Origin of the sequence: Corynebacterium drakensteinense (assembly GCF_041224285.1) — a bacterium.
Lineage (GTDB): Bacteria > Actinomycetota > Actinomycetes > Mycobacteriales > Mycobacteriaceae > Corynebacterium.
Map to the genome: position 1 here is coordinate 15,206 of NZ_JAXOFP010000017.1, position 26,262 is coordinate 41,467.

Here is a 26,262-nt window from a genome sequence, read left to right on the forward strand (position 1 = left end):
GTACCCACGCTGGGAGCCTTTATGCAGAATCAGCCTGCACCACACCCGCAAACAAGTACCCCACCGCCGGAAAACCCGGCACCACAGAACCAGCCATCGCCTACCCCACGCATGATCGCACCCGATTTCGCCCGCGGTATCGCACTGCTCGGCATCGCCTTGGCGAATATTCAGACGGCATGGACACTAGAGACCTCCAACAAACACGCTGAGGGCATCCACGATTCTTATTTCGGCGGCTACGCTGAAGGCTCACTGATTGATGCCGCAGCCACAATGTTTTCCGCCATGTTCGTGCATGTGCGTGGCCTGCCAATGTTTTCCACGCTGCTGGGCTTCGGCATCGGGCTGATCACCATGAGCCTGTGGAAGAAGTCTTTTCCCCTCGCCCGCGCCCGCCAGGTTATTCTTCGCCGATATTTCTTCCTCGCAGTCTTCGGCTTGCTGCACATGGTGTTGCTGTTTTTCGGTGACATCATGTTGCCTTACGGCGTTGCAGGCATGCTGGTCGCAGCCATGTTGTCACTGCGCAATAAGACTTTGGGGTGGATCATCACTGGGCTTTTCGCATTCCATGCCGTGACTGGCATAGCCATGGTATTCTCCAGCATCGGCTCCTTTTTCGGTGATACAGTCTCGTTCACCACTGGATTCCCGGAAGGCACCACGCACACCGGCGATTACGGCCAATATGTATTAGAAAACTTTTTTATCGCCCTATTCTCGCCATTCATAGCTATATTTGTGGCTTTCACGCTGCTTCCGGTGATTCTGCTGGGCTTTGTGTGGGCGCGTCGTGGGGTGCTTGCCGACGTCGATGCGCACCGAAAAGAACTCGTAATTTGGGCAGTGGTCGCTGCTGCAATCTGCGTCGGCATTGGCGTGCCGTGGGGCTTGGCAGAACTGGAAATCATCAACCCAGATTTGGCTAATCAGCTGATGGCTGCCAATTCTTTCCTCGGCATTTTTACTGGCCCGGGCATCCTCGCTGCCATCGCGTTGGGTTGCAACCGCGTGCAGAAGCAATACGACAAAACCCAGCGGCTACCGATCTGGCTGCGCCCATTCATCGCGCTGGGCAAACGCTCCATGTCGGGCTATGTCGCCCAATCAGTGTTCTTTGTGCTCTTAGTACTGCCATCCACTCTGAACTTGGCAGAAGGCCGTACCGTCACCGGGTTAAGCGTGATCGCATTCTTGGTTTGGTTGGCTACCTTGCTGCTGGCTTGGCTTTGGGAGGCACTGGGCTGGAATGGCCCGCTCGAAATCGCCCACCGACGCTTGGGCTATGGCCCCGGCTCGCGCCCGCGCATTGAGTCCAAGCGCGACGAACGCAAACGGATTGCCGCTGCGTCGTCTACCTCTGCGAAGACTGCGGCGCCTGTTGCCTCTGCGAAGTCTGCTGACGCTCCTGACGCTCCCGGGGGTTTCGCAGCTCCCGGGAATTCTGGCTCCGCAAGCTAACTAGCTCCGGAACACTAGCCCCTCCCGGAGGGCTAGCTCCGGCGTGATCCTGCCTTCACCACGTTTTTCGTCCCTGGTGAAGGCTTTTTGGTTGCCTTCTTCGCCGATTTCTTAGCGGTCTTTTTCGCGGTCGATTTTTTGGCAGTTTTCTTCGCCGCAGTTTTCTTGGCGCTCTTTTTCGCCGCCGTCTTCTTCCCGGCTTTCTTGGTGGTCTTCTTGCCCACCTCACCGGCTGCCTCTTTCGCACGCCGCTCAGAGAGCAACTCATTGGCCCGCGCGTCAGTCATCGCTTCTGGCTTATCGCCCTTGCGCAGCGAAGCGTTGGTCTCGCCGTCGGTGACATACGGCCCAAACCGACCGTCTTTCACCGTCATCGGCTTACCGGAAACGTCGTTATCGCCCAACTTCTTCAGCGGCGGCTGCGCGGCAGCACGACCGCGGCGCTTCGGCTCCGCATAAATGCGGCGTGCCTCATCCAAGCTCACGGTGAAGATCTGCTCTTCTTCCGCCAACGAGCGCGAGTCCGAGCCCTTCTTCAGGTAGGGACCATAGCGGCCGTTTTGCGCGGTGATCATCTCGCCATCAGAAGGGTCAACGCCAACTTCGCGCGGCAGCGACAGCAACCGTAGCGCCTGCTCGAGAGTCACCGAAGCTGGCTCCATCGACTGGAACAGCGAGGCCGTCGCCGGCTTCAGCTTGGCTTCCACCAACTCACCGATGCGTTTTTCTTTTTGCTTCTCCGCAGTCTTGGTATCCCAGTTCTTAGCGCGCTTGCCTTCTTCTTTGCGCTGCGCGTCCTCGGCGGCGCGCTCTTCGCGGATGATTTCTTCGGCCTCAGCTGCGGCCTTTTCTTGCTCGTCGTCACGCACCTGCTCGGTGACGTAGGGGCCAAACCGGCCTTCCTTCGCGACGATCACCCTGCCGTTTTCTGGGTTTTCGCCCAGTTCACGGCCACCCTGTGGGGTTGCAAACAGCTTTTCTGCCATCTGCAGGTTGAGCTCATCCGGGGTGGTGGACTCCGACAAGTTCGCGCGCTGGTACTCCGGCTCGCCGTCGGCATCTGTGCCGATGCGGCGCTCCAGGTACGGGCCATAACGGCCCACCCGGACGACGACGGCACGGCCTTGTTCGTCGTCGAAAAGGTGCAGCGAGTTCACCGCACGCGCGTCAATCTTTTCCAGGTTGACGTCGATCAGCGATTTCAGGCCACCGTGGCGCGCAATGGATTCCGCCGTGTTCTTATCGTCATCATCCTGGGCATCGTTGCCGAAGTAGAAGCCGGTGAGCCACTCGGTGCGGTCTTGCTCGCCGGTCGCGATCTGGTCGAGTTCGTCTTCCATCGAGGACGTGAAATCGTAATCAACCAGCGGCGCGAAGTTGTTTTCCAGCAAACCAACCACGGCAAATGCCACCCACGATGGCACCAGCGCATTACCGCGAGCATGCACATAGCCGCGGTCCTTGATGGTTTTGATGATCGAGGCATATGTCGACGGACGACCAATACCTTGTTCTTCCATCTTCTTCACCAGCGACGCCTCGGTGTAGCGTGCCGGTGGGTTCGTGGAGTGTCCTTCGGCGCTGACCTTGTCGACGGACAGCTCATCGCCTTTATCCAGCTGCGGCAGGCGCTTTTCGCTGCTATCAGCCGAATCATCGTCGTAAGCACGCAAGAATCCAGGGAAAGTAATGGTGCGCCCGTTGGCTTGGAACTCGGTCTTTTCGCCTGTCGAGGCAGCCCCGGCCATGGTGACTTTCATCGACGTACCCTTGGCATCGGCCATCTGCGAGGCGATGGTGCGCTTCCAGATCAGCTCGTAGAGCTTGAATTCCTCGGTATCCAGCTGATTGTGCAGCGCACCTGGCGTCGCAAAAGACTCACCAGCGGGGCGGATGGCCTCGTGAGCTTCCTGCGAGTTTTTCACTTTCCGGTCATAGCGACGCGGCGCATCGGCCACAAAATCACTGCCATAAAGCTCAGTGGCTTGGTTCCGCGCGGCGGTCAGGCCCTGCTGCGACAGCGAGGTGGAGTCGGTACGCATATACGTAATGTGGCCGTTTTCGTACAGCCGCTGGGCAATACGCATGGTGCGCTCAGAGCTGTAGTGCAGTTTCCGGCCTGCTTCTTGCTGCAGCGTCGAGGTCATAAACGGCGCGTATGGCCGCCGCGTGTACGGCTTGTGTTCCACGGCGGTGACGCTGAGCTTTGCCTGCTGCAAACCGTCGGCAAGCCGGGTGGCTTGTTGCTTGTCGACGACGGTCGCCGAACCTTTCAACTGGCCGCGGTCGTCGAAATCGCGCCCCTGGGCTACGCGCAGGCCGTCGACGGTGGCCAAGCGGGCCGGGAACGTCGCGGGGTTTTCTGCGCTGTCGCGCCCACCGGTGTTGAGCGTGGCGGATAGATCCCAGTAGTCGGCAGAGATAAACGCCATGCGTTCGCGTTCGCGCTCGACAATCACGCGAGTGGCCACAGATTGCACACGGCCTGCCGAAAGCCGCGGCATGACCTTCTTCCACAGCACCGGCGAGACCTCGTAGCCATACAGGCGGTCCAAGATGCGGCGGGTTTCCTGCGCATCAATCAGGTCTTCGTCCAGCTCGCGGGTGTTGTTCGCAGCATCCAGAATCGCGGACTTGGTGATCTCGTTGAACACCATTCGACGCACTGGCACCTTGGGCTTGAGCACCTCTAACAAGTGCCATGCGATAGCTTCGCCTTCGCGGTCCGGGTCTGTTGCCAGGTACAGCTCAGAGCAATCCTTGAGCTTGGTTTTTAAGTCCGTGACTTTTTTCTTTTTATCCGGGCTGACCACATATAACGCGCCGAATCCGTTGTCGGTGTCCACGCCGAGCCGCGCCCACGGCTCTTTTTTGTACTTCGCGGGAACATCAGCGGCTCCACGTGGCAGATCGCGAATGTGCCCCACAGAGGCTTCGACCACGTAGTCGTTGCCTAGGTAAGGCTGGATCTTTTTTGCTTTGGTTTGTGACTCGACGATAACGAGCGTCTTGCCTGCCACGGGATCACGTCTCTTTCGTGCTTTATTAGCGTGCAGAGTATGTAGTGTGCGAAGTGCTTAGCGTGTACAGTACTGCAGCTTGCGGGAGTACTGCTGCGCTAGTTCATTTACACAGTAATATAGGGCGCTTCTACGCTAAAGCAAAAACCCAGCATGCCGGGTGGCGATGCTGGGTTAATGTTTTTACGCTTCTGGACGCTTTATTCAGCGACCAGTGTGGTTTTACAAACCGACGACCTGCTGAGCCTGTGGGCCCTTAGCGCCTTCGCCGATTTCGAATTCCACCTGCTGGTTTTCTTCCAGGCTACGGAAGCCGTTGCCCTGGATTTCGGAGTAGTGCACGAAGACATCCTTCGAGCCATCTTCTGGAGCGATGAAGCCGAAACCTTTTTCAGCGTTAAACCATTTAACGGTTCCTCTTGCCATGTTAAAACCTTTTCTTTTGGCGACGGATCTGCAAAGTGTCCGCGAATCTAACCTTGCTGCGAGCACTTCTCGAACTAACCTAGAAACCGCGTTCAGTGCTTAAGTCTCGCACGAATTAGGCAAAGAAGATACTCTAGCGAAAATATATTCACTTTTAACCGGCCTAACACACCCACAAGGGGGTAGAAATGGGCGTTTTGAGCCAACCAGATGCAGTTTTTGGCCAAGAGCTTCTCGACGAACTCACCGCAACCTTCCCCAATTCCACCCTCACCCACCACCAGATAATCCCGGCGCGCGCTGCCCGCTACGCCGAATGGCCGGAGTGGGTCAGTGCCTCGCTACGCGCCGGACTAGAACAACGCGGAATCTCGCAGTTATTTAGCCATCAGGCACAGGCGGCGGCAGCGATTCATGCTGGCCGCAACACGGTGATTTCAACCGGAACCTCGTCGGGAAAATCTCTGGGTTATCAGCTGCCCGTGCTCACGCGCTTGGGTTCTGCCGCGACACCGTGCGCGTTGTACCTCACCCCTACCAAAGCTCTGGGCTCCGACCAGTTGTTGTCGATCCAGCAGCTGTTGCGTGATGTGCAGGCGCATGAGTCGGAGGCTGCGCGGGAGACTTCTCATTTGGCTTCGATCGTGCCGGCTCCTTACGATGGTGACACCCCTAACGAATCCCGCGCAGGTATCCGCGAAAATTCTCGGTTTATTTTTTCCAATCCGGATATGGTGCATGCTTCCTTGTTGGGCGCACACCAGCGCTGGGCTCGCGTGCTGCGGCACCTGGAATTCATCATCATCGACGAATGCCATACCTATCGCGGGGTTTTTGGTTCTCACGTCGCCCTGGTTTTACGCCGCTTGCTGCGCATCTGCGCCCATTATGGTTCCGAGCCGACGATTATCTGTGCTTCGGCAACCTCAGCAGATCCGGTCAACCAGGCGCAGCGGCTCACAGGTCGCGCAATGCACGGGGTCACCGACGATGGCTCCCCACAGGGTGCACGCACCGCTGCGCTGTGGGAGCCGGGTTTTCGCGAGGATGTAGAAGGGCACAACGGCGCACCGGTGCGTCGCGCGGCGTCCACCGAAGCCGCTGCCATCATGGCGCACCTGGTGGCAGCGGGTGCGCGCACGCTGACGTTTGTGCGTTCGCGTCGGCAAGCCGAAACCACGGCGTTGCGCTGCGCCGAAGAGCTCAGCTCCCGCGGCCGGATGGATTTTGCTGCACGCATCGCTTCGTACCGGGCTGGATATTTAGCAGAAGACCGGCGAGCACTAGAACGCGATCTAGATAGCGGTGCTTTGCTCGGTGTGGCCACCACCTCCGCCTTGGAGCTCGGTATTGATGTCGGAGGCTTGGATGCCGTTGTCAGTGCTGGTTTTCCAGGGACCGTGGCGTCGTTTTGGCAGCAAGCCGGCCGGGCAGGCAGGCGGGGACAAGGCTCGCTTGTCGTCTTGGTCGCCCGCGATGATCCCATGGACACCTATTTGGTGCACCACCCTCCCGCTTTGCTGGATCGGCCCATTGAAGCCAGCGTGTTTAATCCGGCCAACCCCTATGTTTTGGAGGGGCATATCTACTGCGCTGCGGTAGAAAAACCTCTCACCTCCTTCGATATTGAGCAGTGGCAAGCCCACGACGTCGTCAAGCGCTTAACCGATGCTGGTTTATTACGTGCCCGGGCACACGGTTGGTTCGCCGCCCCGCTGCCCGATGGTCCCGTGCGCCCAGATACCGCCCACGCACAGGTCGATATCCGTGGCGGTTCGGGCCAGCAGGTGATGATTGTCGATTCTTCCGACGGGCGCTTGCTCGGCACGGTGGATTCTGCGCGCGCTGCCAGCCAATTGCACCCCGGCGCGGTGTATTTGCATCAGGGCGAAAGCTTTCTTGTCGACGAGCTCAATTTCGACGACTACATCGCCTTGGCACACCCCGAGCAGCCGGATTATTCCACCCAGGCGCTTTCCGATACACAGATCCGAATCGTCACCGCCCCGCCACAGCATCGTGTGCGACAGCTTTCTCCGGATATATCGGTGGCGTTGGTTGATGTTGAAGTTATCGATCAGGTCACTGGCTTTATGGTGCGGCTTCCCGACGGTTCGATCGCAGAGCAAGTGCCGCTTGATCTGCCACGGCAACGGTTGTTTACCCAGGCTGCGGCCTATACCATCAGCCCGCGCGCATTGGCAGCAGCCGGGGTTGACGAAGCCGATATTCCTGGCAGTTTGCACGCTGCGGAACACGCCGCGATTGGTCTGCTGCCGCTGTTGGCAACCTGTGATCGCTGGGATATCGGTGGAGTCTCCACCGCTTTGCACGTGGATACTGAACTGCCGACGGTGTTCGTCTATGACGGTTACCCCGGCGGTGCTGGTTTCGCAGAAGAAGGTTTCCGCCGTTTTCGCGATTGGATCGCAGCCACCCTCCAGGCAGTTTCTTCCTGTGGCTGTGATGCCGGCTGCCCATCGTGTGTGCAATCGCCGAAATGCGGCAACGGCAATGAACCACTCAACAAAGCGGGGGCTATCAAAGTGCTCGATGCTTTGTTGATCACGATCGATGCCAGCGTTGCTGGTTCCGACGTCGAGACCAGTGCTGATGACAGCACCGGCCCGAGCATCGAAAACGGCATGCCGCAGTGATAAACCACTAGAGAGGCCCGGCGCGCGCTTTCGCGTGTGCGCTCGCGGCTGAGACACCAGCTGTGACTTCCACCAACACATCACGGTGCTCGATCCGACAAAACGATACGCGCGCATGGTTCGCTGCGGCGATCCGTTCTGCTTCCGGGCAGGCGGGATGACCACGCGCCAGGCTTTCTGCCCCGGCAACCGCTGCCATATCCGCCGCTAATTGCCCTTGGTGCCGGGCGACCACGTGGCTGGCTACCCCAATGAGAGATAAAGCTACCGCCACGATGGCCACGATGATTCCGGCCGCAGCAAGGGTGGCATAGCCCTCGTCGTTACGGATTTTCATCGCGTCTCCACGGGGTAGACAGCGCTAGCACTGCGGGTGCCGAACACCGCGGGCACTTCTGCGGTCACGGTCACCAGACCAGACGATTCCGCGATCGTTATTTCCGCATCTCCAGTCGGCTGGTAATCAACACCAATCGCATGCGCCCGGGCCGCGGCGCTCGCGGCATCAATGGCCGCGATATGTGCGCTGACCGTCGCGATCGCACCGATGATCAGCGCGGTCACGATCACCAACGCTGCGAGTGCAAACGAGGCTTCGATGGTGACAGACCCCCGATCATCGCCTATCGCGTGTGTAAACCGTCGCCGTCGCGGTTGCAGGCACCAGATGGGAGATCCCCGGCGCGTTTTAGGACGGGGTATTAGACAGTGCATCGGTGATGATCGATTCAATAGCGTCGGTGACTCCCCCGCTGCTGACCACCAAATAGAGTGCTGCGGCTAGAGCTGCAGCAGCCAGCGACCCCATGGCGTATTCAATGGTGCTCATACCGGAATCGTCGGCAAGAATGCCCCAGCCACGACGCTTGGTGGCACCAGCGGTATCTGGTGCGGTGGGGTCTGTCGCGAGGGCATCTGGTGCCGTGACATCTGGTGAGGTGGCATCTGACGAGGTGATGTCATGCCCAGCACTGTGGTGCTGAGCGGTCTCGGATGTGTGAATTGCAGTGGCCATGATGAAACTCCTTGGTCGTTTCTCGGTTTTCTCTTGACTTGAGAGCCTTAAGAAGGTTGAGAAGGTTGAAAAGATTGTGATGGTTGCGATGTGAATGTGATGATTACGCTGCGTAGCGCATTCCCCGACTGTCTTAGCCAGGGGTCGCAGCCAGCAGGTCAGTTGCCAAACTGATCACCACCGGGGCAAGCCCCAGCAGGATGAACGCTGGCAAAAAGCACACCGCAAGCGGCAGGGCGATCAATACCCCGGCGCGTTCGGCTGCTGCACGAGCATGGTCGCTCGCATCGGCTCGCACGCTGTTTGCCAGCTCGCGACACCGCGGTGCGATACGTGCCCCTGATTCGCGGGCTGATTCAATAATCGATGCCAACTCAGAAAAACCGTCGTACGTGTGCATTTCCCGGAACACTTCCCGGTCGGCGATGCCAACGGCACTCAGTTGGTGCACCGATTGCCACAGGCGTGCGGTCTCACCCGTCGCTGCTTCGGCGACCACGCTGGTCGCGGTGTTCACGGCAAGTCCTGCCTCCACACAAGCAGCGAAAAGCTCGATATCAGCGGCGATGTGCAATGGATGTGGCACTGCTGGGGGCTCCCGCGGGTTTTTCGACGTGTTCATCGACGTTGTTGGGCTAGCTAATCTGCCGACCGCAGACACGCCGGGGATGCACACCGCTGCAGCAACGATGAGTAATGCGGTGGCGATGATGCCGTAGTCAGCCATTACTGCTCACCCACCGCTTTGTTGGTGATGCGCTGCGACCATACGAAACCAGCACACGACAGCCCTACTCCCGCAACCAGGCATATGCCTCCGAGCGAGGTCGTCAACAAAAATGTAATCGGTTGTGCCCCCATCGCCATCCCCATGACGATTCCTGCCAGCGGCAAGCACGTCAGGATGACCGCGGTCGCTTGTGGTCCTTGCAAACTGGCTGCGGTCGCGCTGCGGTGTCGCAAGCCACCGTCGATGCTGCGATGTAGCGAATCGAGCAATCCAGCCAGCGCGATGCCGTGACGTCCGGCTGCTGACCACAACACCGCCAGTCGGTGCAATTGCGGAAGATCGACCTGGGCACCGTGCTTGTTGTCACTATCGTGGCTGCCGCGGCTGTGCGCACCGACGTGGCTGCCGCGGCTGTACTGGGCAAAAGCGTGTGCCGGGCTGTGCCCAAACCGAGCTTGCGCCGCTGCCGATTCTGCGAGCATGCGCACCCGCGGTGAACTATCGGCATCCATCTGGACCGCCGCGGTTTGCACCGCCCGAAAATGGTGAGCACCAGAATCAATATCAGCTGCTAGCTGCCCGATATAGCTTCCCAGTGCCTTCGTATCGGCAATCCTTGTTCGACGACGTAAATACTGGCGCACGGTAATCACGATCGTCGCTGCCGCCATTGCGCCAGCGACAGCCAGCGCTACCGTGCCAACCGCTAATAACACGCTGACCACACAAAACACCACTGCGATGGTCAGCAAAAATTCCTTCGGCACGCGAGTTTTCTGCTCGACACCAATGCGAGCGCTCGCCGCAACCGGGTGGACCACGAGCGCCAGAGCTAGTACGCATAACGCAGTGCTCATGCTGCACCTCCTGCAGATACTTCCTGCGCGCCGTATTCCCAGATGGTGTCGATCCTGAGAGGGTCGGCGTGCAACGTCCCAATTTGAGAAAGCCGACGACTACCATCGGATTGCCGTTGCATCACCAGCACGACGTCCACCGCTGCTGTCAGCTGCGAATGCAACGCCGCGCGTTCTAAACCTCCCAAGGCACCGAGTGCTTCCAGCCGTGCTGGCACCTCTGTGAGTCGGTTCGCATGTAACGTTCCACCGCCGCCGTCGTGTCCGGTATTCAACGCAGCCAGCAGGTCAACGACTTCGGCTCCACGAATTTCGCCGACGATGATGCGATCTGGGCGCATGCGCAGTGCTTGTTTCAACAAATCAGAAATGCTGATCGCACCGCCTCCCTCACTGTTGGCACCGCGCGCAGTCAGGTTCACCACGTGCGGATGGTTCGGCGTCAGCTCTGGGGTGTCTTCGATGCACACCAATCGTTGCCCAGGGTCGATCTCACTGAGCATCGCAGACAGTAACGTCGTTTTTCCGCTACCCGTGCCGCCGACAATGAGAAAGGAACGACGCTGGTGGATGAGATCGGCGAGAAAGCTGCGCGAATAATCATCCAGGCTTCCCCGACGGTGCAACGAATCTAGGCTCGCGCTGTGCGAACGCAAAACACGCAGGCTAATGCATGTGCCTTGCTGCGCTGGTGGGCTGAGCACTGCATGAAAGCGCAGAGCAACATCACCATTGCTATCGTGAGCGCGCGATATTCTGCCATCGACGCATGGTTGGGCATCATCGAGGCGTCTGCCGCACAATCCAGCCAGGCGTACTGCCAACCGGCGCACTTCTTCGTCGTCACGAAACCGGATGTCAGCCTTTTCCAATCCGTCGCCGCGGTCGAAAAACACAGCCTCTGCGCCGTTGACGACGATGTCAGTGATTCCGGAAACTGACAGCAGCGGTTCTAAAACACCGATACCAGCGGTATCGTTTTTGAGCGCCCGCAGGATTTCTAGCACGTCATAATCACTGATAACCCCGGCTTCTTCCCGGATCAGACTGGCAAGTTGCGCAGGCTCGGAGGCGAGGTCGGGTTGCGCAGCGACCTGGCGCTGAACATTTTCTAATACGTGTGCGGCAATGGTCATGGTGTCTCTTTCTGCTGGTGATTCTTTGGTTTTCGTGCGTTTTCGACGGGTTTCGTCCGCTTTTTGACGGGTTTCGTGTGGCTAGCGGTATTCCGCGAGTACGGCATGGCTGATAATCGACAACGGCTTCGGCATGTGGCTAGGCAGGCCACCGCTTTCAGTAGTTTTGGTCAGCCCGCGAATAGTGCCGATTTCGGCGATAACATCACTGCGCACCAGGTTTTCAATGTCTTCCACGCTCAACGACGACCACTGGCGGTGTCGAACCACCAGGCAGCTCGGGATCTGCTCGGCCGAAAGCTGCGCACTGAGGTGTTCTGCTCTCGCCGCGCACCTCAGTTCGGCAGGGCAGACCAGCACTGCCGCATCGATTGCTCGCGGTATATGGCTGGGATGGGCATCAACCACGCTCAAACCTGGTTCGCCTTGGAGTGCAGACAACACGGTTTCGATGATCTCGTGGTCACGAAAGCTGGTGGTTCCTTCGCTGGATCGTCGTTCTGTGAGCACGGCGATACCGTCGTCGGTAGTAGGCAGGCATGAGCGCAAATCGCTGGCTGCAATGTGGCCTTCGCCCAAGTTAAGGTCAGGCCAGCGCAGTCCGTCGTGTTTTTCAACGCCGAGTAGTAAATCAATTCCGCCGGAATAGGCCACCGTATCGATCAACGTGACTGCCCCGGCGTATTCTTGGGCGGCAACGCGAGCGATTGCGGCCGCGAGGGTGGACGCACCAGCGCCTCCGCCAGTGGCAATGACAGCGATGGTTAGATGCGGTGGCGCGGATGCTGCCGCTGCCGTGGGAACCGGTTGTGGAGATCGTGCTGCCGGGTTAAGCCTCCGGGTTGGAGGACGCACCGGGCCCGGGGCAACGCGGTGTGGATCGCGCAATGCTGCTGCCGGCGCATCCGTTTCACGTCGCCGAGCATCAGCACCCAGTTGCTTCAGCAGATTTTTATTCTGTGCGGGAATGACGAAGCACTCATCGGCATCGCATGTCTCGATAAGCTCATCGACGAAGTCGTCCTCGCTGGGCCCAGGGTCTAAAAAGAGGAGATAAGTCGAGTTCGTCCAACGTGCCGGACGGGTAGACGTCGACAAGCCTGCTAGCCGCTGGGCGTAGACAGAGTCGATAAAGAGCACGGCAGCGCGGGTCGCTAACCGGGAGATATCGCGTTCATCGTTGGCGGTGAGCACGCGATGCCCGGTGGCGGCCGCGATATGTGTGGCCTCGGTTCGCAAGGTGGGATCGGCGACGGCGATGAGGATGGACGGATCGGTTGCGTTCATGGCTTCTAGCCAAGCCGCTAACAACGACCAGCTCAACGGCCCGCAGTGCTTCTGTGGATAACACGCAGATTTTGTTGTCGAATCAACTAAGCAACTGTGAATAACTTTCCCTTTTTCTGCCGAAGCCATCGAATTCGTAACAATTCGGCACATCATGCGGATAGACCAATTAAGATGGCGACCACACCAGTAGTCAACATTGGCCTACACAAATAACACGCGTTACACACGGCAGGTCTTTATGCACGATTCCACCAGCACCGCAGCTGACCATCCCGAACAACAATCAGGTCGGGTCGCAGCCTTTTTCGACCTGGACAAAACGATTATCGCCACCTCGTCTGCCTTCGCCTACGGGCGCGAATTCCTCCACAACGGCCTGATCACCCCACAAGACGCCATGAGCCTGTCTCTGGCCAAAGCCAGTTATATGCTCGCCGGCCAATCCAGCGCACAGATGGATTCGACACGCGACCAACTGACCTCAATGGTTGCGGGTTGGTCAGAAAAACAGGTCCGTGAAATCGTCCACGACACCATGCACACCGTGCTCGTCCCCGCGATTTATAGCGAAGCACGCGAGCTTATCCAGGCTCACCAAGCCGCCGGCCACGAAGTCATCATCATCTCGGCCTCTGCGCGCCAACTCGTCGAACCAATCGCCGCAGAACTTGGCGTCGATAAGGTCATCAGCACCGAGCTGGAAATTGTCGATGGCAAGTTCACCGGGACCGTCGAATTTTATTGCAAGGGCAGCGCAAAAGCCGACGCCATCACCGGGCTTGTCGACGAATGCGGCTACAACCTGCAGGACAGTTTTGCTTATTCTGACTCGGCAACCGACGCCCCCATGTTGGAACTGGTTGGCCACCCGGTGGCAGTCAACCCGGACAGAGCGCTGAAGAAAATCGCGTTAGAAAGCGGCTGGGAAATCCGCAGTTTCAAAGACCCTGCCCCGCTGTTCCAGATGCCCGGCGCGAAAGAAATCGGAATCGGGGCCAGCCTGCTCGCTGGAATCATCGCCTTGGTCACAGCCGGCACCGTGCTGAGCAAGCTGTACACCAACGACAAACTGCCAACCAGCAAGGCCGCAGCGAACACCCCTGCTTTGGTTGTGCCAAAAGCACTGGATTGGAAAGTCGTAGAATCCTGGTTCAAAAAATCCAGCGCCTAGCCCGATCACAACACCACGGCGTTGCCTAAGCGCCACAGGTGAGGGCATACGACGTACAATTATTGACTAGCGCTCAGTCTCTGCGATAATTCTCAGAGAGATCGAGCACACTTAAACGCAAGATTCATAGATGATAACCATAGGCACTGCTAGCTGGGTTCGCTCCAACAGGAACCACGCAGGGCACAAAGGGAAGGTATAGCGTGAGTAAGCCAGGACTTTTCACCGACGGCGCGGATGATTTTAACCCAAAAGTAGATTCTATCCCCTTGAGCGATGCTGATACCGCCAAACCAGGCGAGACTTCCATCGGAGATTTAGTATCGAATGCTTCTACCCAAATCTCTAGCCTGGTCCGCGCCGAAATTGAGCTCGCCAAGACTGAGCTGGCTGGCGAGGCGAAAAAGGGAGCTATCGGTGGTGGATTGTTCGCCGTCGCAGGTACCGTCGCTTTGTACAGCTCATTCTTCTTGTTCTTCTTCCTCGCCGAATTGCTGGCACACCTGTGGCTGCAGCGCTGGGCCGCTTTCCTCATCGTCTTCCTCGTGATGCTGGTCATCGCGGCTGTTGTCGCACTGGTTGGCGTAAAGAAAATGAAGAAGATTCAGGCACCAAAGGCCACGATCGAATCTGTCAGTGAGCTGAAAAAACTTCGCCCAGGCTCTGCCAAGAAGTCGCTGGAAGGCCCTTCCGGCATGTACACCTAAGAATTTGTTGCGGATTTAATTCCGATTCCCTGGCTATGCCACCACCCCAGGCCCCTGTGCCTGGGGTACAGTGTGTGCATGCCCAAACGTTCCGCCAAGCTTTCACCATCCATCGTCGAATTGGATGGTCCTTTCCAGCACGGACACGTTCATACTTGCGGCCTGAGATTGCACACTGTCAGTGCGGGTTCCGTTTCTGACCCACTGATCGTGTTGTTGCACGGGGCCTTTGGCGGTTGGTTTGAATACCGCCACATCATCGCTGATCTTGCCGACGCTGGCTATCACGTCGTCGCGGTTGATCTGCGTGGTTACGGCATGTCCGATCACCCGCCGGTCACCGCAGGCCAGGACATTCGCAGTGATTCCCGCCAAATCTCTGGCCTTATCACCGCTCTCGGCTACGAGTCTGCTTATATCATCGGCTACGACATCGGTGGAGCGCTCGGCTGGGCGCTAGCAAGCAAATCCCCGCAACAAGTCGACGGCTTCATTGCGGTGGCCAGCGCACACCCAGTGGACCTACGAAAAACGGTACAAACCCAGCCGTGGAATTTTTTGTGGATTCTGCTACGCGCTGCGCTCATGCGCCTGCCATCTTGTGTTTATTTGCCTTTCCCCCGTCGTTTCGAGTGGCTGTATCGGCGAAATTTATCCAGTGAAACCACAGCGGAATTCACCGATTCCCAGGCTTTTGCCGACGAGCTTCATTTGCGCGTGCAAGCCTCCAAGATTGGCCGTTCTCGGGCTGTCGCGCTACAGCACAACCGGCACTTGCTCAGTTTCGCTCCCGGCAGCTGGCTGGATCAGCCAATTTCTGTCCCGGTGACACTGCTGCACGCAGAGCAAAGCCTATGGAAGCGCCTCACCGCCCGTAGCGCTCAACGCATGCACGCACCATGGAAGGCACTAACCTTGCAGGGCTCCAAAAACATGCCCCATATTGAAAAGCCGCAGGCTTTCGCCCGCATGGTCATCCAGCAAATCGAAGAATGGCGCAGCGCGAAAAACGCTGCCAGCCGCGCCAGTGTTTCGGCAGCCTCAGCCGCCCACGATAACCGCTAATAACGTGCCGGCTACTAGGTAGTGCTAGTAGTCAGCCAGAGCTGCTGAGTGCCCCACCAGCTCCAGTAAGCCCACCAGCTCCGTAGGCTCCGGCTACTGTGCGACGCACGCTCCGGTTTCTACGGGCCCCACCAGTGCTCCCAGCTCGCCGACTTGGTGGCGTACTTCTTCGGCGGTCAAAGCATAGCCGGTATCTGAGTTGTCGACAGCGGCACCAAAGACCATGCCGATCACGCGCCCGTCGTCAGTCGTCACCGGGCCGCCGGAATTACCCTGCCGGATATTGCCCCGCAGAGTATAGACCTCACGCTCTACCCTGCCCTGTGCATAAATATCTGGTCCAGAGATACGGATCTGATCGCGCACACGCGCAGGCGAGGCATCAAACGGCCCAGATTGCGGGAAGCCCATGACGACGGCATCGTCACCACTCACGGCTGGCTGTTCAGCCCATGGCAGTGCAGGAAGCCCCAGGTTCGGCACGTGCAGCACCGCGATGTCGATATCCGGGTTGTAATAAACTACTTCTGCTTCGCGCACCCCGACGACGGTATCTGCACGCACGCTGTGTGTACCGGCAACGACGTGTGCATTCGTCAGAATGTAATCATCTTGCGTGACAAACCCAGTGCCCATCAACCGGCGGCGACACTGATCTGACTCACCCATCACGTGAATGATCGATGGCCGTGCGTCGTGAACCATCTGCTCGTTATCGACGTTGATGCGCGGGGCTTCGACCTGCTGAGATTTGTGGTGATCCTCGAAAGGCGAGACCAGTGGCGGCAGCCCGGATTCGTTGAGCATCGCCGAGATCTGGGCTGGCAGTTGTGCTGCGCGGTCCGGGGCCAGTGAATTCATCGTCGACAGCACCGCAGAGCTACGCAGCAGCTGGCTAAACGAACCTGAGGTGCCGGTCACAATCGGAATGGAGACCAGCCAAATCAAAACTGAGACCGCGACCGCTTGCGCGACCGAGCCAATGGCAGAATCCACGGTTTGCAGCGACTTCAGCCGCATGGCATCGCGAAGTTTTAAACCCAACGAAATACCTACGAGGTGGCCCAGGCCGGCACTGATAATCAGCACCCCGATGGCCAACATGAACCGCGCAAAGGTTTTTTCTGTCAGCCCCATCAGCAGCGGCGCGGCGGCACCGCCAATGATCAAGCCAGATACCACGCCAATAAACGCGAGTATCGACGCGATTGCACCTTGCCGCCAACCAACACCAATGCTGGTCAATATCACCAGGATGATGATGAGGTCAACGAAAATTGATTCAGTCACGGGAGAATTCTACTCGCTTCCAGTGCTAGCAAGTTCTAACGCAGCGCCTCATTATTGCGCGATTTTTCTAGTGCTGCCCGCAGATCAACTTCCTTGCCGTGATCCCATTCCTGCTCCCAATCCGAAAGTTGAAAAACGGCATTGAGCAGTCCTGCGGTAAAGCCCCAGACGACGTAATCGCGCACGTGAAAAGCAGGTCCGACCCATTTGCCGTGCCTGATGGAAAAACGATTTTCGGGTGCCAGCAATTCGGCCACCGGCACAGTAAACACGTCGTCGGCCTCGTCAGGGCTGGTGACATCCACTGCGGACGGCTGATCCCAGTAGCTCAAAACCGGGTGCACCTGGTTTCCGGTGACGGGAATGGCCAGTTCGCGAAACTGCTTCAACGGGGTGACATTCTGCCGGTTCAGCCCGGTTTCTTCCCATGCTTCACGTAACGCAGCATCGACCGGGGAAATATCGGTGGCATCGATGCGCCCACCAGGAAATGCTATCTGCCCAGAATGGCTACGCATTCCGGGGTGCCGGTGCGTGAGCAACACCGTGGCATCATCCGGCACGCTTCCCGCCTGGCTTGGCGACGAATCTCCGCCAAACAGCACCAATACGGCGGCGCGTTTCGTCAGTTTGGGTTGCGGCAGGTTAAATTCTTCCGGCTTGCGGTTGGGCAAAAACCGCTGCAGCCGATCGTCGTGCAGCGCAGTAAGTTTCTGTAACCACTGCGGAGCTCGTTCGGGTTGCACGGCAATGTTCTGCCCAGGACTATCAGTCTGTGCAACCACTACAAAACACCTTCTATGCTTTCAATAATCTCGTCTGCTGAGCGAAACGGTTGCGCAAAAACTTTTTTCTGCTGCTCACCGACATACACAATGGTAATCGGAATCACTCCAGGCAGCGCGAGCTGGCTGGCAAACGTATTGTGCGAATCTTGGTAACTCACAAAATCCGCGCCCATTTCTTCCAACATACCCGCGCCACGCTTCGCGTCCTGGTCCGCATGCACGCCAACGATTTCCCATTCCGGGTGCTTCTGTTGCACTTCCTCAAGGTACGGGATCTCCTCCCGGCACGGTTGGCACCACCAAGCCCACATATTGACCACGGTCACAGCATTGCTATCACTATCTGCATCACTCGCCGCAGCGTCCGCGTGCGCGTCGTCAGTCTGGCCTTCCGCAGTTTGCTTGTCGACGGCTGTCGCTTCTTCCGATAAACACGGCAGTACAACACCAGCGCCCGGTACCGCAGCACTCGGACATGCCGGACGAGAAATACCGGCTAGATTTAGCTTTTCTTCTGCTCCAGCTGCAGTGCCGTTTGCGCCTGCCTCCGTCGAACCCGCACTCGCCGTAGTGTCTGCATTGGCTTCCCCCTGCTGGGCTTGACTGGCAGCATCATTCGACGCTCCCGGGGCACTCTGAAACATCACATACGCGCCAAAGCCCACGACGACTGTGAGCGCAAGGGTGATAATGCTAATCAGTGCAATCTGCTTATTCATTAGCACTTAGGTTAATACAGCGATGAATCCAGCCAGAAACGTTGACGACGGCTATCACCACAACCACGGCCGTGAACGTGTCTTCTTTCACCACCTGCCACCCCAAAAATTGCGGGTAGACTATATCGACGCGCTCATACACAGACCGATCGAAAGTATGGTCATGGAAGTCTATTATGATGGTGCCATGATTGCTCTTACTGTCATCGTTCCCATCGCCCTGGCGATCTTCGCCATGGGAATGGAAAAGTTGGAAGCAAGTGTTTTAGCAAGTACTGCGGAAAGCCCTGGCGCCAACTCCGAAGCCTAAATATAATCAGTCTTCAGATTTGTGCCCATTCAAGCAGGCTCCCTACTAAAGTGGGATATATAACAACAGCAATCAGAGCTGAACGAGCTTAGTCCAAGGAGTTAGAAGTGGAAGACGTACACGATATCCTTTCGCGTGCAGGAATTTTCCAGGGCGTAGACCCGGAAGCAGTCGACAACCTCATCGAGCAGATGGAAACCGTGAAATATCCACGCGGTACCACCATCTTCGAAGAAGGCGAACCAGGCGATCGTCTCTACATCATCACTGCCGGCAAGATTAAACTTGCCCGCCATGCCCCCGACGGACGCGAAAACCTACTGACCGTCATGGGACCATCCGATATGTTCGGCGAGCTGTCCATCTTCGATCCAGGCCCACGTACTTCCTCGGCAGTCTGCGTGACTGAAGTCCGCGCAGCCACCATGAACTCGGAAATGCTGCAAAAATGGGTATCTGATCACCCACTGATTGCACAGCAGTTGCTGCGCGTGCTGGCACGTCGCCTGCGCCGCACTAATGCTTCGTTGGCTGATTTGATCTTCACCGATGTGCCTGGCCGCGTCGCCAAGACCCTGCTGCAGTTGGCTAACCGCTTCGGCGTCCAAGAAGGCGGAGCACTCCGCGTAAATCACGACCTCACCCAGGAAGAAATCGCCCAACTGGTCGGTGCCTCCCGTGAGACCGTCAACAAGGCCCTGGCTACGTTCGCGCACCGCGGTTGGATCCGCCTCGAGGGCAAGTCGGTGCTCATCGTCGACACCGAGCACCTGGCACGCCGCGCCCGCTAAAGCTCATTGCTGGTCATCGCCCGGCTTCGCGCTCTGCCGGGCCGGAACGATCGCAGATAGTACAAAGCGCTAACAGGAATTATTTTCCTGCTAGCGCTTCTTTTTGTCGCCGCTGCAAACTTCAGCTGCTCACACCGCGGTTGGGCAGCTAAGCAGTCTGGCTCTGCTCATCCAAATATCGCAATGCCACGCGCGTTGATTGTTCAGCGGCATGGCGCAGCACCGGATCAACGTCTTGATACATTGCGTCGATCAGTGTTTGCAGGTCAACATCGTCGCCGTGTTCTGCCCGTAGTTCCCGGATTTGTTCCAGGCGGTACTGACGCCGCTCTAAGTATTTTTCGGCCCATTCGGCAACATTGTCTTGATCTGGACCGTGCCCAGGAAGCAGCGGCACCCCTTGGCCGCGTTGCTGCAGCATGCGCAGGGTGTCTAAATATTGTCCGAGGTCACCATCAGTCTCAGAGATCATGGTGGTGTGGCGCCCGGCAATGGTATCGCCAGTGATGATGCCTTCGAGTTGTGACTCATGCGGGGTCGATGACCACACAAAAAAACACACACAGTCCGAGGTGTGCCCGGGAGTGTGTACGACCTCCACTTGTGGGGTCACGCCGGGAATGGAAATAATCTCGCCGTCCTGCAGTGCTTCGCCACCGACGCAATAGCCGGGGTCAAAGGCGCGTACCGGCGCAGAGGTTAATTGCCGGAAACGATCCGCACTATCGGCGTGATCATAGTGCCGATGAGTCAGGAGGGTAAGCCCGACTTCCCGAGCATTGCCCCGAACCACGTTGAGGTGGCCTTCGTCTTCCGGGCCGGGGTCAACAACGATTGCTCGGTCGTCTTCGCCCGCCCGGATGATCCACGTGTTCGTGCCTTCTAAGGCCGCGTAGCTGGGGTTGGCACAGAGCACCACTCCTACCGACGGAGTTACGGGGCGAAGCTGACTATAAGCAGGATGCTTCATGTTTTCTACCGTACTAGAATTTTCTGTTTTTCCGGTTAGGCTACGGTGTGCACCGCAGCTGATGTGGACCGCAGCTCAACAACCATTTCCACTTCCACCGGTGCGTTCTTCGGCAAAACGGCCACGCCCACGGCAGACCGGACGTGCACGCCAGCATCACCAAAAATCTCGCCGACCAGCTCGGAAGCACCATTGACGACGGCAGGCTGCTCATAGAAGCCCGGCGCGCTAGCAACAAAGCCAACCAGCTTGGAGATGCTAGCGACGTTGTCCAGGCCGACTTCGGCATCGACCGCAGCCAGCGCGTTGAGTGCGCAGGTGCGCGCGAGCGCGTACGCCTCATCGGCAGAAACCTCTGCCCCAACCAAGCCGGTGGCGGCGAGTTCGCCGTCGACAAGCGGCAGTTGGCCAGAAGTCCACACCTGGTTGCCGACCTGTTTGGCTGGAACGTAAGCGGCCAGCGGCTTGGCTACGCCCGGAAGCTCGATGCCGAGCTCCTGCAGGCGCTCTGAGATCGTGACAGTCGCAGCCTGGTTGTCGTTGTTATTCGCCATAGCCATGGTTTATGCCAACTCGCGTTTGAAGTAGGCGACCAGGTTTTCTGGGTTTGGCCCAGGGATGATGGTCACCAGCTCCCAGCCGTCTTCACCCCAAGAGTTGAGGATCTGCTGTGTGGCGTGAACAAGGACAGGTGCAGTTGCGTATTCCCATTTTTTCATGGCCCTGATTCTACCGTTTTGGCCACGGCCCGACTAACAGTTGTGACGCGTAGCCTAACTAGAAGCCACGGTTACTAGCAGCAGCCGCAGCGCGCCGCGACATTGTGGGCAACCAACATCGGCACAGCGCTGGCTTAAATTTCGCCGCCGTTAGACAAATAGCTCGCCCAATCGGTCACGTGCGGGTGCTTGCGCAGGATCGCGCGCCGCTGCCGCTCGGTTAATCCGCCCCAAACTCCGAATTCGACCTCATTATCTAATGCGTCTGCACAGCACTCGATCACGACGGGACAATGCTGACAGATCACGGCAGCCTTGCGCTGCTCGGCACCACGTACGAACAAGGCGTCGGGGTCGCCGTTGCGGCATTTGGCTTGGGCCACCCACTCACCTCGCTCGACGGTTGCTGCAGAAATTTTCGTAGTTTTCCGGCTATAAGCACCGCGATAGGCTGAATTGTGCTGGTATTTGCCGGGTGTGGCGGACATGGAATGACTCCTCAATGTCGGCAGCGAGGGTTTGTTTTCCGCTGAGATGTTCCGAGTAGTTTAGGCCCCAACATGAATTTTGTCGAATGTGTCACACATATAGGGGGAGTGAGTAGTTTTGTCACACACCTTTACTGCGTAAAGTATCTATCGTGTCTTATTCCAAATCGATGATCACCATTTTGCTGGCGACGCTCGGTGTATCTGCGGTGATTGCCGCGGCCATCGCACCGGTTGCTGGCATCACTGGTGCGACTGCAGCGCGCGCCGAACAGGCGATGGAATCTGACCTCACCGATATCCAGGAGGGCGGCGCCCCCGGCGTGTCCACCATGTATGACAGTGAGGGCAATGTGTTGGCGAATTTTTTCAGCCAGCGTCGCCATGAAGTCCCACCGGAAGCCATCTCGCAGACTATGAAAGACGCCATCGTCGCGATCGAGGACAACCGCTTTTACGAGCACGAAGGCGTGGACTTCCACGGCTACCTGCGCGCGTTGGCCACCAATATCGCAGCCGGTGGGGTGCAACAAGGCGCATCGACGATCCACCAGCAGTACGCCAAGAACTGGGCGTTGCTTGTCGATGCCGACACCGACGAAGAACGTCGCGAAGCCATCGAACAAACCGTGACGCGTAAACTGCGGGAAATTCGCGTTGCCGCCGATTTGGATGATCGACTGAGCAAGGAAGATATTCTCGCCGGATATTTGAACCTAGTGCCGTTCGGAAACCACGCTTATGGCATCGAAGCTGCCGCGCAGACGTATTTCGCTATCCCAGCGGCAGAGCTGTCCGTCCCGCAGTCCGCGATGCTGGCGGGAATGGTGCAATCTTCGGAATACCTCAACCCGTATACCAACCCGGATGGCGCCACCGACCGCCGCAATACGGTGCTGCAGGCAATGGTTGATCACGGTTATCTGGAGCAAGAAGCCGCGGACGGTTTTAAAACCGAACCGCTCGGAGTACTTGAATCGCCAGCCATGCTCACGAATGGCTGCATCGGCGCCGGCGATGCCGGTTTCTTCTGTGATTTCGCTCTGCAATACCTCGAAGAACGCGGCATCACCACCGATGAGCTCGTCGCTGGCAAATACGATATTCACACCACCCTGGAACCAGCAGTGCAGTATGAAGCACGGCGTGCGGTATCAACCTACACCGACCCACATGCAGGTGGCGTTGCAGAAGTACTCAACGTCATCGAGCCAAGCCCGGATTCCCGACGCATTTTGGCGATGACGTCATCGCGCAACTATGGCCTGGACCAGGAAGCCGATGAAACCATTTTGCCGCAGCCATATTCGCTGGTCGGGCACGGCGCTGGCTCGGTTTTCAAAGTTTTCGCTGCCGCTGCCGCCATCGAGGACGGCATGGGCATCGAGCAGACCTTATCCGTTCCCCAGCGGTACGAGGCCGAAGGGCTGGGCCACGGTGGCGCACCGAACTGCCCGGCCAACCGCTATTGCGTGGAAAACTTCGGTGAATTCGCTGCTTCCATGACGCTGCGCGACGCGCTGGCACACTCGCCGAACACCCCATTCGTGCAGCTCATGGAGCGCGTTGGCGTTCCCGCCGTAGTGGATCTTTCTGTCGCTCTGGGATTGCGCAGCTACGCCGAAGAAGGCACACACGACGGCGAGCGTTCCATCGCGCAGTTCCAAAAAGACGCCAACTTGGGCTCATACGTGCTGGGATCCACCCCGGTCAACGCGCTGGAGCTGTCCAACGTCGGCGCTTCCTTGGCTTCGGGCGGCACCTGGTGCGAACCGAATCCAATCGATGCCATCTATGACCGCAACGGCCAAGAGGTTTATCTGGAGCGCACCCCGTGTGAAAACGTCATGGACCACAACGCGGCCGATGCGTTGTCACAGGCGATGACCGAAGATGGCATATCGGGCACCGCTGCGAATGCGAAAAGCGCCGAAGGCTTCCCGGGCACTATGGCTGCGAAAACGGGTACCACCAACGAAAACTTCTCCGCTGCATTCTTAGCGTTCAATTCCGGCATCGCTGCTGCACCGTATGTGTTTAACGACAGCACCACCACGATGTCGCTGTGCACCAGCCCGGTACGCCAGTGCCCGAATGGCAACCTCTTTGGTGGTACTGAACCGGCTCGTTCGTTCTACAACATGGCGAATAGTCTGCCGCGCGCGCTCAACGGCGGCATCGGGGATTACGATCCAGTTTTTAACCAAGGCCTCGACGCCGCCAAACTTGACGACGTGCGTGGGCTGCGAGAGGCCGACGCACGGAGCCGCTTGGCCGAGGCTGGCTTAGAAGTGCGTACCGAACGGGTGGCCGGCAACGGCATGCCTGCTGGCCGGGTTGTTAATGCAGTATTCGATGGCCCTGCGAATAGTGTCGTGGTTTTGCGGATTTCCGATGGATCTTCCCGCCCGGCACCACCGCCGAGTGATTCGGGCGGTTCCGCTGGCACCGGTGGCGGGGGAGGCCGCGGTGGACAAGATAACCCACCGCCGGCATTCAACTTTGAGCAGGAACTAGAAAACGCAGCCGAAGAGCTGCGTAACCTGTTCAATTTCTAGCCAGAGGCCACCGGCTCTAGAAATCCGGTTCTAGGCAGCCGACTCTAGAAATCCGATTCTACCCGGCTAGTTTCCACCGGCTAGTGTTCCCCGGATAGCTTTAACCGGCTGGTTCTAACCGGCCAGCTTTAACCGGCCAGACGAGCTTTCACAGCCTCCGAGATGCGCTTACCATCAGCGCGTCCGGAGGCTTTCGCGTTAGCGACCTTCATCACTTGCCCCATGTGCTTCATGCTCAGCTCTTCGCCTGCTTCAGCAGAAATTTCGCTGACGACACCGTCGACAAGCTGGCCGAGCTCGTCGTCGTCAAGCTGGCGAGGTTGGTAGTTTTCAAAGACAGATGCCTCGGACTCTTCGGCCTCGGCGAGCTCTTCGCGACCGTTTTCGTGGTAGATCTCGGCAGACTCGCGACGCTTTTTAATCTCGCGTGCAATGACCTTCAGAGTCTGCTCGTCGGTCAGAGAAGTGCGCGTGCCGGTGGATGTCTCTTCGGCCTGGATAGCAGCCAGCAGCATCCGCAGCGCGGAGGTGGTTGCCTTGTCCTTAGATTTCATTGCCGTGGTGAGATCCTGGCGGATGCGTTCTTTCAGCGAACCGGCAGAGCCGTTCGCAGCATTGCCGTTGTTTGCAGCATTGGTGTTGTTGTCACTCATAGGCACAAACATACCCGCCAAGCGCGCATGACTGTTCTGGGGAATCGAGTCTGACTACACTCGAGCGGGTGAATATTTCGTGGAAGACAGCACTTGCCACTACAACCGCAGCCACCTTGAGTGCAGGCGTCGGCACGCTTGCCTGGGCGGTTTCGGAGCTCAATCGTTTCGAACTCAAGGAATACACTCTGCCGCTGCTTCCGAAGGGCACGCTGAGCAAAAAGCGGGGCGCGCACGGGCAGGCTGAATTTCGGCTGCTGCATGTCTCCGATCTGCACATGATCCCGGGCCAAGAAAAAAAGATTGCGTGGGTGCAGGATTTAGCGCGACTACAGCCAGATTTGGTGGTCAACACCGGCGATAATCTTTCCGACGAGCATGCCGTGCCCCACGTGCTGCGCGCGTTGGATCCGCTGCTGAATACGCCGGGGCTGTTCGTCTGGGGCACAAATGACTATTGGGCTCCACAACCGGTCAACCCTTTCCAGTACTTGACGGGCAAAAAGCGCACGCCGTCGTATGTGGATCTGCCGTGGCGGGGAATGCGGGCTGCGTTCATTGAGCGCGGTTGGCAAGATGCGAACCAAAAGCGCCTGGAATTCCGGGTGGGCAATGTGCGATTGGCGGTCGCAGGTGTGGATGATCCGCACCATGACTTCGATGATTACGACGAGATTGCCGGAGCCCCCAACGCCGATGCGGACCTTGCCTTGGCATTGCTACACGCCCCAGAACCGCGCGTGCTGCAGCGTTTTGCGAACGACGGTTACCAGCTTTCGTTGTCTGGCCACACGCACGGCGGGCAGGTGTGCCTGCCTGGTTCCAAGGCATTGGTGACGAACTGCGGTATCGACCGTGAACGCGTGCAGGGCTTACATGAATTCGACGGCATGGCCATGCATGTCTCGAATGGTTTGGGCACCTCCAAATATGCACCGGTGCGCTTGTTCTGCCGGCCTTCGGCGACGCTGCTGCGGCTTACGGAAAAAGATGATTAACGTTCGTCGCTAAGACCTATTTCCTCGCCCGTTTTTAGCGCTGTAGGCTGCAGTTTCCTTGGCGCTAAAACCACGATTTGTGTTCTTGTATGACGCTATAATAAGATATCCAAGTCGCAGAAATTAATACTTCAACGCGATGGCGGGGCGTAGCGCAGCTTGGTAGCGCATCTGCTTTGGGAGCAGAGGGTCGCAGGTTCAAATCCTGTCGCCCCGACAACAGAAAAGACCGGAAAGCTTTTGCTTTCCGGTCTTTTTGCTTGCGCTGTGACTGCTTAGGGCTAGGGCGGGTTATGGGGTTAGGGTTAAGTAGCAAAAGGGGATGCGGACGAAATCTTGGAGAGATTTTCCGCATGACTAATATTCGATACACGAATGCGCAACGACTTAAAGCGTTAGAAGTATTCGACAGGACTCAATCTGCCACCAAGACCGTCCGC

At 57.9% G+C, this 26,262-nt stretch carries 26 protein-coding genes and 1 tRNA gene; 10 read left to right on the forward strand and 17 right to left on the reverse strand.

All coding sequences use genetic code 11. From position 1 onward, the window contains the following. Positions 1–21: 21 nt before the first annotated feature. Positions 22–1,464 carry a DUF418 domain-containing protein gene (locus U1140_RS09290; protein WP_369847392.1) on the forward strand — a complete coding sequence of 481 codons (1,443 nt, stop codon included), beginning with the start codon at positions 22–24 and terminating at the stop codon, positions 1,462–1,464. 32 nt (positions 1,465–1,496) lie between these two features. Here the strand turns inward: U1140_RS09290 and topA are convergent, their stop codons facing one another. Together topA and U1140_RS09300 are read right to left on the reverse strand one after the other, a co-directional pair. After that, entirely contained in the window at positions 1,497–4,484 is a 2,988-nt protein-coding gene (gene topA, locus U1140_RS09295; protein ID WP_369847394.1) for a type I DNA topoisomerase, read from the reverse strand. 222 nt (positions 4,485–4,706) lie between these two features. Then, positions 4,707–4,910: a cold-shock protein gene (locus U1140_RS09300; protein WP_369847396.1), complete on the reverse strand. Its 204-nt coding sequence runs from the start codon at positions 4,908–4,910 to the stop codon at positions 4,707–4,709. A 188-nt stretch (positions 4,911–5,098) separates the two neighbouring features. Here U1140_RS09300 and U1140_RS09305 point away from each other — a divergent pair, with 188 nt between their 5' ends. After that, a complete protein-coding gene (locus tag U1140_RS09305; protein WP_369847398.1) occupies positions 5,099–7,567 on the forward strand; it encodes a DEAD/DEAH box helicase in 2,469 nt (822 codons plus the stop codon). 7 nt (positions 7,568–7,574) lie between these two features. Here the strand turns inward: U1140_RS09305 and U1140_RS09310 are convergent, their stop codons facing one another. The 7 genes from U1140_RS09310 to U1140_RS09340 all read right to left on the reverse strand — a co-directional run bounded on the left by U1140_RS09310 (position 7,575) and on the right by U1140_RS09340 (position 12,592). Then, positions 7,575–7,904, reverse strand: coding sequence for an Rv3654c family TadE-like protein (locus tag U1140_RS09310; RefSeq protein WP_369847399.1), 330 nt, complete (start codon positions 7,902–7,904; stop codon positions 7,575–7,577). After that, complete coding sequence (locus U1140_RS09315) at positions 7,901–8,194, reverse strand: hypothetical protein (RefSeq protein WP_369847424.1); 294 nt, start codon at positions 8,192–8,194, stop codon at positions 7,901–7,903. The genes U1140_RS09310 and U1140_RS09315 overlap by 4 nt, the downstream gene beginning before the upstream one ends. Before the next feature lie 61 nt (positions 8,195–8,255). Beyond that, positions 8,256–8,417, reverse strand: coding sequence for a DUF4244 domain-containing protein (locus tag U1140_RS09320; RefSeq protein ID WP_369847426.1), 162 nt, complete (start codon positions 8,415–8,417; stop codon positions 8,256–8,258). Between the two features lie 298 nt (positions 8,418–8,715). Next, complete coding sequence (locus U1140_RS09325) at positions 8,716–9,309, reverse strand: type II secretion system F family protein (protein WP_369847400.1); 594 nt, start codon at positions 9,307–9,309, stop codon at positions 8,716–8,718. Beyond that, entirely contained in the window at positions 9,309–10,169 is an 861-nt protein-coding gene (locus U1140_RS09330; RefSeq protein ID WP_369847401.1) for a type II secretion system F family protein, read from the reverse strand. The genes U1140_RS09325 and U1140_RS09330 overlap by 1 nt, the downstream gene beginning before the upstream one ends. Then, entirely contained in the window at positions 10,166–11,305 is a 1,140-nt protein-coding gene (locus tag U1140_RS09335) for a TadA family conjugal transfer-associated ATPase (protein WP_369847403.1), read from the reverse strand. Before U1140_RS09335 ends, U1140_RS09330 begins: the two co-directional genes overlap by 4 nt. An 81-nt stretch (positions 11,306–11,386) precedes the next feature. Further along, a complete protein-coding gene (locus U1140_RS09340) occupies positions 11,387–12,592 on the reverse strand; it encodes a CpaE-like family protein (RefSeq protein WP_369847404.1) in 1,206 nt (401 codons plus the stop codon). 241 nt (positions 12,593–12,833) lie between these two features. On the opposite strand from U1140_RS09340, the gene U1140_RS09345 reads away from it, so the two are divergent. The 3 genes from U1140_RS09345 to U1140_RS09355 all read left to right on the forward strand — a co-directional run bounded on the left by U1140_RS09345 (position 12,834) and on the right by U1140_RS09355 (position 15,538). Then, positions 12,834–13,766, forward strand: coding sequence for an HAD family hydrolase (locus tag U1140_RS09345; protein WP_369847405.1), 933 nt, complete (start codon positions 12,834–12,836; stop codon positions 13,764–13,766). 203 nt (positions 13,767–13,969) lie between these two features. After that, positions 13,970–14,473: a phage holin family protein gene (locus U1140_RS09350; protein ID WP_369847406.1), complete on the forward strand. Its 504-nt coding sequence runs from the start codon at positions 13,970–13,972 to the stop codon at positions 14,471–14,473. Positions 14,474–14,551: 78 nt separating this feature from the next. Further along, entirely contained in the window at positions 14,552–15,538 is a 987-nt protein-coding gene (locus U1140_RS09355) for an alpha/beta fold hydrolase (RefSeq protein ID WP_369847407.1), read from the forward strand. A 93-nt stretch (positions 15,539–15,631) separates the two neighbouring features. On the opposite strand, the gene U1140_RS09360 is transcribed toward U1140_RS09355, so the two are convergent. From U1140_RS09360 to U1140_RS09370, 3 genes are read right to left on the reverse strand one after another with little or no spacing between them, the layout of a single operon-like run. Then, a complete protein-coding gene (locus U1140_RS09360) occupies positions 15,632–16,828 on the reverse strand; it encodes a MarP family serine protease (protein WP_369847408.1) in 1,197 nt (398 codons plus the stop codon). A 35-nt stretch (positions 16,829–16,863) separates the two neighbouring features. Further along, positions 16,864–17,613 carry an NUDIX hydrolase gene (locus tag U1140_RS09365; RefSeq protein ID WP_369847410.1) on the reverse strand — a complete coding sequence of 250 codons (750 nt, stop codon included), beginning with the start codon at positions 17,611–17,613 and terminating at the stop codon, positions 16,864–16,866. Next, positions 17,613–18,335 carry a TlpA family protein disulfide reductase gene (locus tag U1140_RS09370; protein ID WP_369847411.1) on the reverse strand — a complete coding sequence of 241 codons (723 nt, stop codon included), beginning with the start codon at positions 18,333–18,335 and terminating at the stop codon, positions 17,613–17,615. The genes U1140_RS09365 and U1140_RS09370 overlap by 1 nt, the downstream gene beginning before the upstream one ends. Before the next feature lie 22 nt (positions 18,336–18,357). Between U1140_RS09370 and U1140_RS09375 the strand changes: the two genes are divergently transcribed. Continuing rightward, positions 18,358–18,645, forward strand: coding sequence for a hypothetical protein (locus U1140_RS09375; RefSeq protein WP_369847412.1), 288 nt, complete (start codon positions 18,358–18,360; stop codon positions 18,643–18,645). A 107-nt stretch (positions 18,646–18,752) separates the two neighbouring features. Beyond that, positions 18,753–19,436, forward strand: coding sequence for a CRP-like cAMP-activated global transcriptional regulator GlxR (gene glxR / locus U1140_RS09380; RefSeq protein WP_369847413.1), 684 nt, complete (start codon positions 18,753–18,755; stop codon positions 19,434–19,436). Between the two features lie 148 nt (positions 19,437–19,584). Here the strand turns inward: glxR and U1140_RS09385 are convergent, their stop codons facing one another. From U1140_RS09385 to U1140_RS09400, 4 genes are all read right to left on the reverse strand, one after another. Continuing rightward, positions 19,585–20,406: an MBL fold metallo-hydrolase gene (locus tag U1140_RS09385; protein ID WP_369847415.1), complete on the reverse strand. Its 822-nt coding sequence runs from the start codon at positions 20,404–20,406 to the stop codon at positions 19,585–19,587. A 35-nt stretch (positions 20,407–20,441) separates the two neighbouring features. Then, positions 20,442–20,960, reverse strand: a complete 519-nt coding sequence (locus U1140_RS09390) for a RidA family protein (RefSeq protein WP_369847417.1) — start codon at positions 20,958–20,960, stop codon at positions 20,442–20,444. Between the two features lie 9 nt (positions 20,961–20,969). Then, positions 20,970–21,125, reverse strand: a complete 156-nt coding sequence (locus U1140_RS09395; protein ID WP_306514721.1) for a Sp36 family protein — start codon at positions 21,123–21,125, stop codon at positions 20,970–20,972. 134 nt (positions 21,126–21,259) lie between these two features. After that, positions 21,260–21,613, reverse strand: coding sequence for a WhiB family transcriptional regulator (locus tag U1140_RS09400; RefSeq protein ID WP_369847418.1), 354 nt, complete (start codon positions 21,611–21,613; stop codon positions 21,260–21,262). A 152-nt stretch (positions 21,614–21,765) separates the two neighbouring features. Between U1140_RS09400 and U1140_RS09405 the strand changes: the two genes are divergently transcribed. Further along, positions 21,766–24,171 (forward strand): transglycosylase domain-containing protein, encoded by a 2,406-nt coding sequence (locus U1140_RS09405; protein ID WP_369847420.1) that lies wholly within the window; start codon positions 21,766–21,768, stop codon positions 24,169–24,171. Between the two features lie 128 nt (positions 24,172–24,299). On the opposite strand, the gene U1140_RS09410 is transcribed toward U1140_RS09405, so the two are convergent. Then, positions 24,300–24,725 (reverse strand): GatB/YqeY domain-containing protein, encoded by a 426-nt coding sequence (locus tag U1140_RS09410; RefSeq protein ID WP_369847427.1) that lies wholly within the window; start codon positions 24,723–24,725, stop codon positions 24,300–24,302. A gap of 167 nt (positions 24,726–24,892) precedes the next feature. On the opposite strand from U1140_RS09410, the gene U1140_RS09415 reads away from it, so the two are divergent. Together U1140_RS09415 and U1140_RS09420 are read left to right on the forward strand one after the other, a co-directional pair. Next, positions 24,893–25,822 (forward strand): metallophosphoesterase, encoded by a 930-nt coding sequence (locus U1140_RS09415; protein WP_369847421.1) that lies wholly within the window; start codon positions 24,893–24,895, stop codon positions 25,820–25,822. Positions 25,823–25,965: 143 nt separating this feature from the next. Beyond that, positions 25,966–26,039, forward strand: a tRNA-Pro gene (locus U1140_RS09420). The last annotated feature ends 223 nt before the right edge of the window (positions 26,040–26,262 follow it).

Bases quoted from the DNA above. Each gene is read 5' to 3' on its own strand.
- U1140_RS09390 (WP_369847417.1), bottom strand. From the start codon at position 20,960: ATGGCGAATAACAACGACAACCAGGCTGCGACTGTCACGATCTCAGAG.
- U1140_RS09300 (WP_369847396.1), bottom strand. From the start codon at position 4,910: ATGGCAAGAGGAACCGTTAAATGGTTTAACGCTGAAAAAGGTTTCGGC.
- U1140_RS09325 (WP_369847400.1), bottom strand. From the start codon at position 9,309: ATGGCTGACTACGGCATCATCGCCACCGCATTACTCATCGTTGCTGCA.
- U1140_RS09385 (WP_369847415.1), bottom strand. From the start codon at position 20,406: ATGAAGCATCCTGCTTATAGTCAGCTTCGCCCCGTAACTCCGTCGGTA.
- U1140_RS09345 (WP_369847405.1), top strand. From the start codon at position 12,834: ATGCACGATTCCACCAGCACCGCAGCTGACCATCCCGAACAACAATCA.
- U1140_RS09410 (WP_369847427.1), bottom strand. From the start codon at position 24,725: ATGAAATCTAAGGACAAGGCAACCACCTCCGCGCTGCGGATGCTGCTG.
- U1140_RS09305 (WP_369847398.1), top strand. From the start codon at position 5,099: ATGGGCGTTTTGAGCCAACCAGATGCAGTTTTTGGCCAAGAGCTTCTC.
- U1140_RS09290 (WP_369847392.1), top strand. From the start codon at position 22: ATGCAGAATCAGCCTGCACCACACCCGCAAACAAGTACCCCACCGCCG.
- U1140_RS09395 (WP_306514721.1), bottom strand. From the start codon at position 21,125: ATGAAAAAATGGGAATACGCAACTGCACCTGTCCTTGTTCACGCCACA.
- U1140_RS09370 (WP_369847411.1), bottom strand. From the start codon at position 18,335: ATGAATAAGCAGATTGCACTGATTAGCATTATCACCCTTGCGCTCACA.
- U1140_RS09330 (WP_369847401.1), bottom strand. From the start codon at position 10,169: ATGAGCACTGCGTTATGCGTACTAGCTCTGGCGCTCGTGGTCCACCCG.
- U1140_RS09310 (WP_369847399.1), bottom strand. From the start codon at position 7,904: ATGAAAATCCGTAACGACGAGGGCTATGCCACCCTTGCTGCGGCCGGA.
- U1140_RS09375 (WP_369847412.1), top strand. From the start codon at position 18,358: ATGAATCCAGCCAGAAACGTTGACGACGGCTATCACCACAACCACGGC.
- U1140_RS09355 (WP_369847407.1), top strand. From the start codon at position 14,552: ATGCCCAAACGTTCCGCCAAGCTTTCACCATCCATCGTCGAATTGGAT.
- U1140_RS09335 (WP_369847403.1), bottom strand. From the start codon at position 11,305: ATGACCATTGCCGCACACGTATTAGAAAATGTTCAGCGCCAGGTCGCT.
- U1140_RS09400 (WP_369847418.1), bottom strand. From the start codon at position 21,613: ATGTCCGCCACACCCGGCAAATACCAGCACAATTCAGCCTATCGCGGT.
- U1140_RS09340 (WP_369847404.1), bottom strand. From the start codon at position 12,592: ATGAACGCAACCGATCCGTCCATCCTCATCGCCGTCGCCGATCCCACC.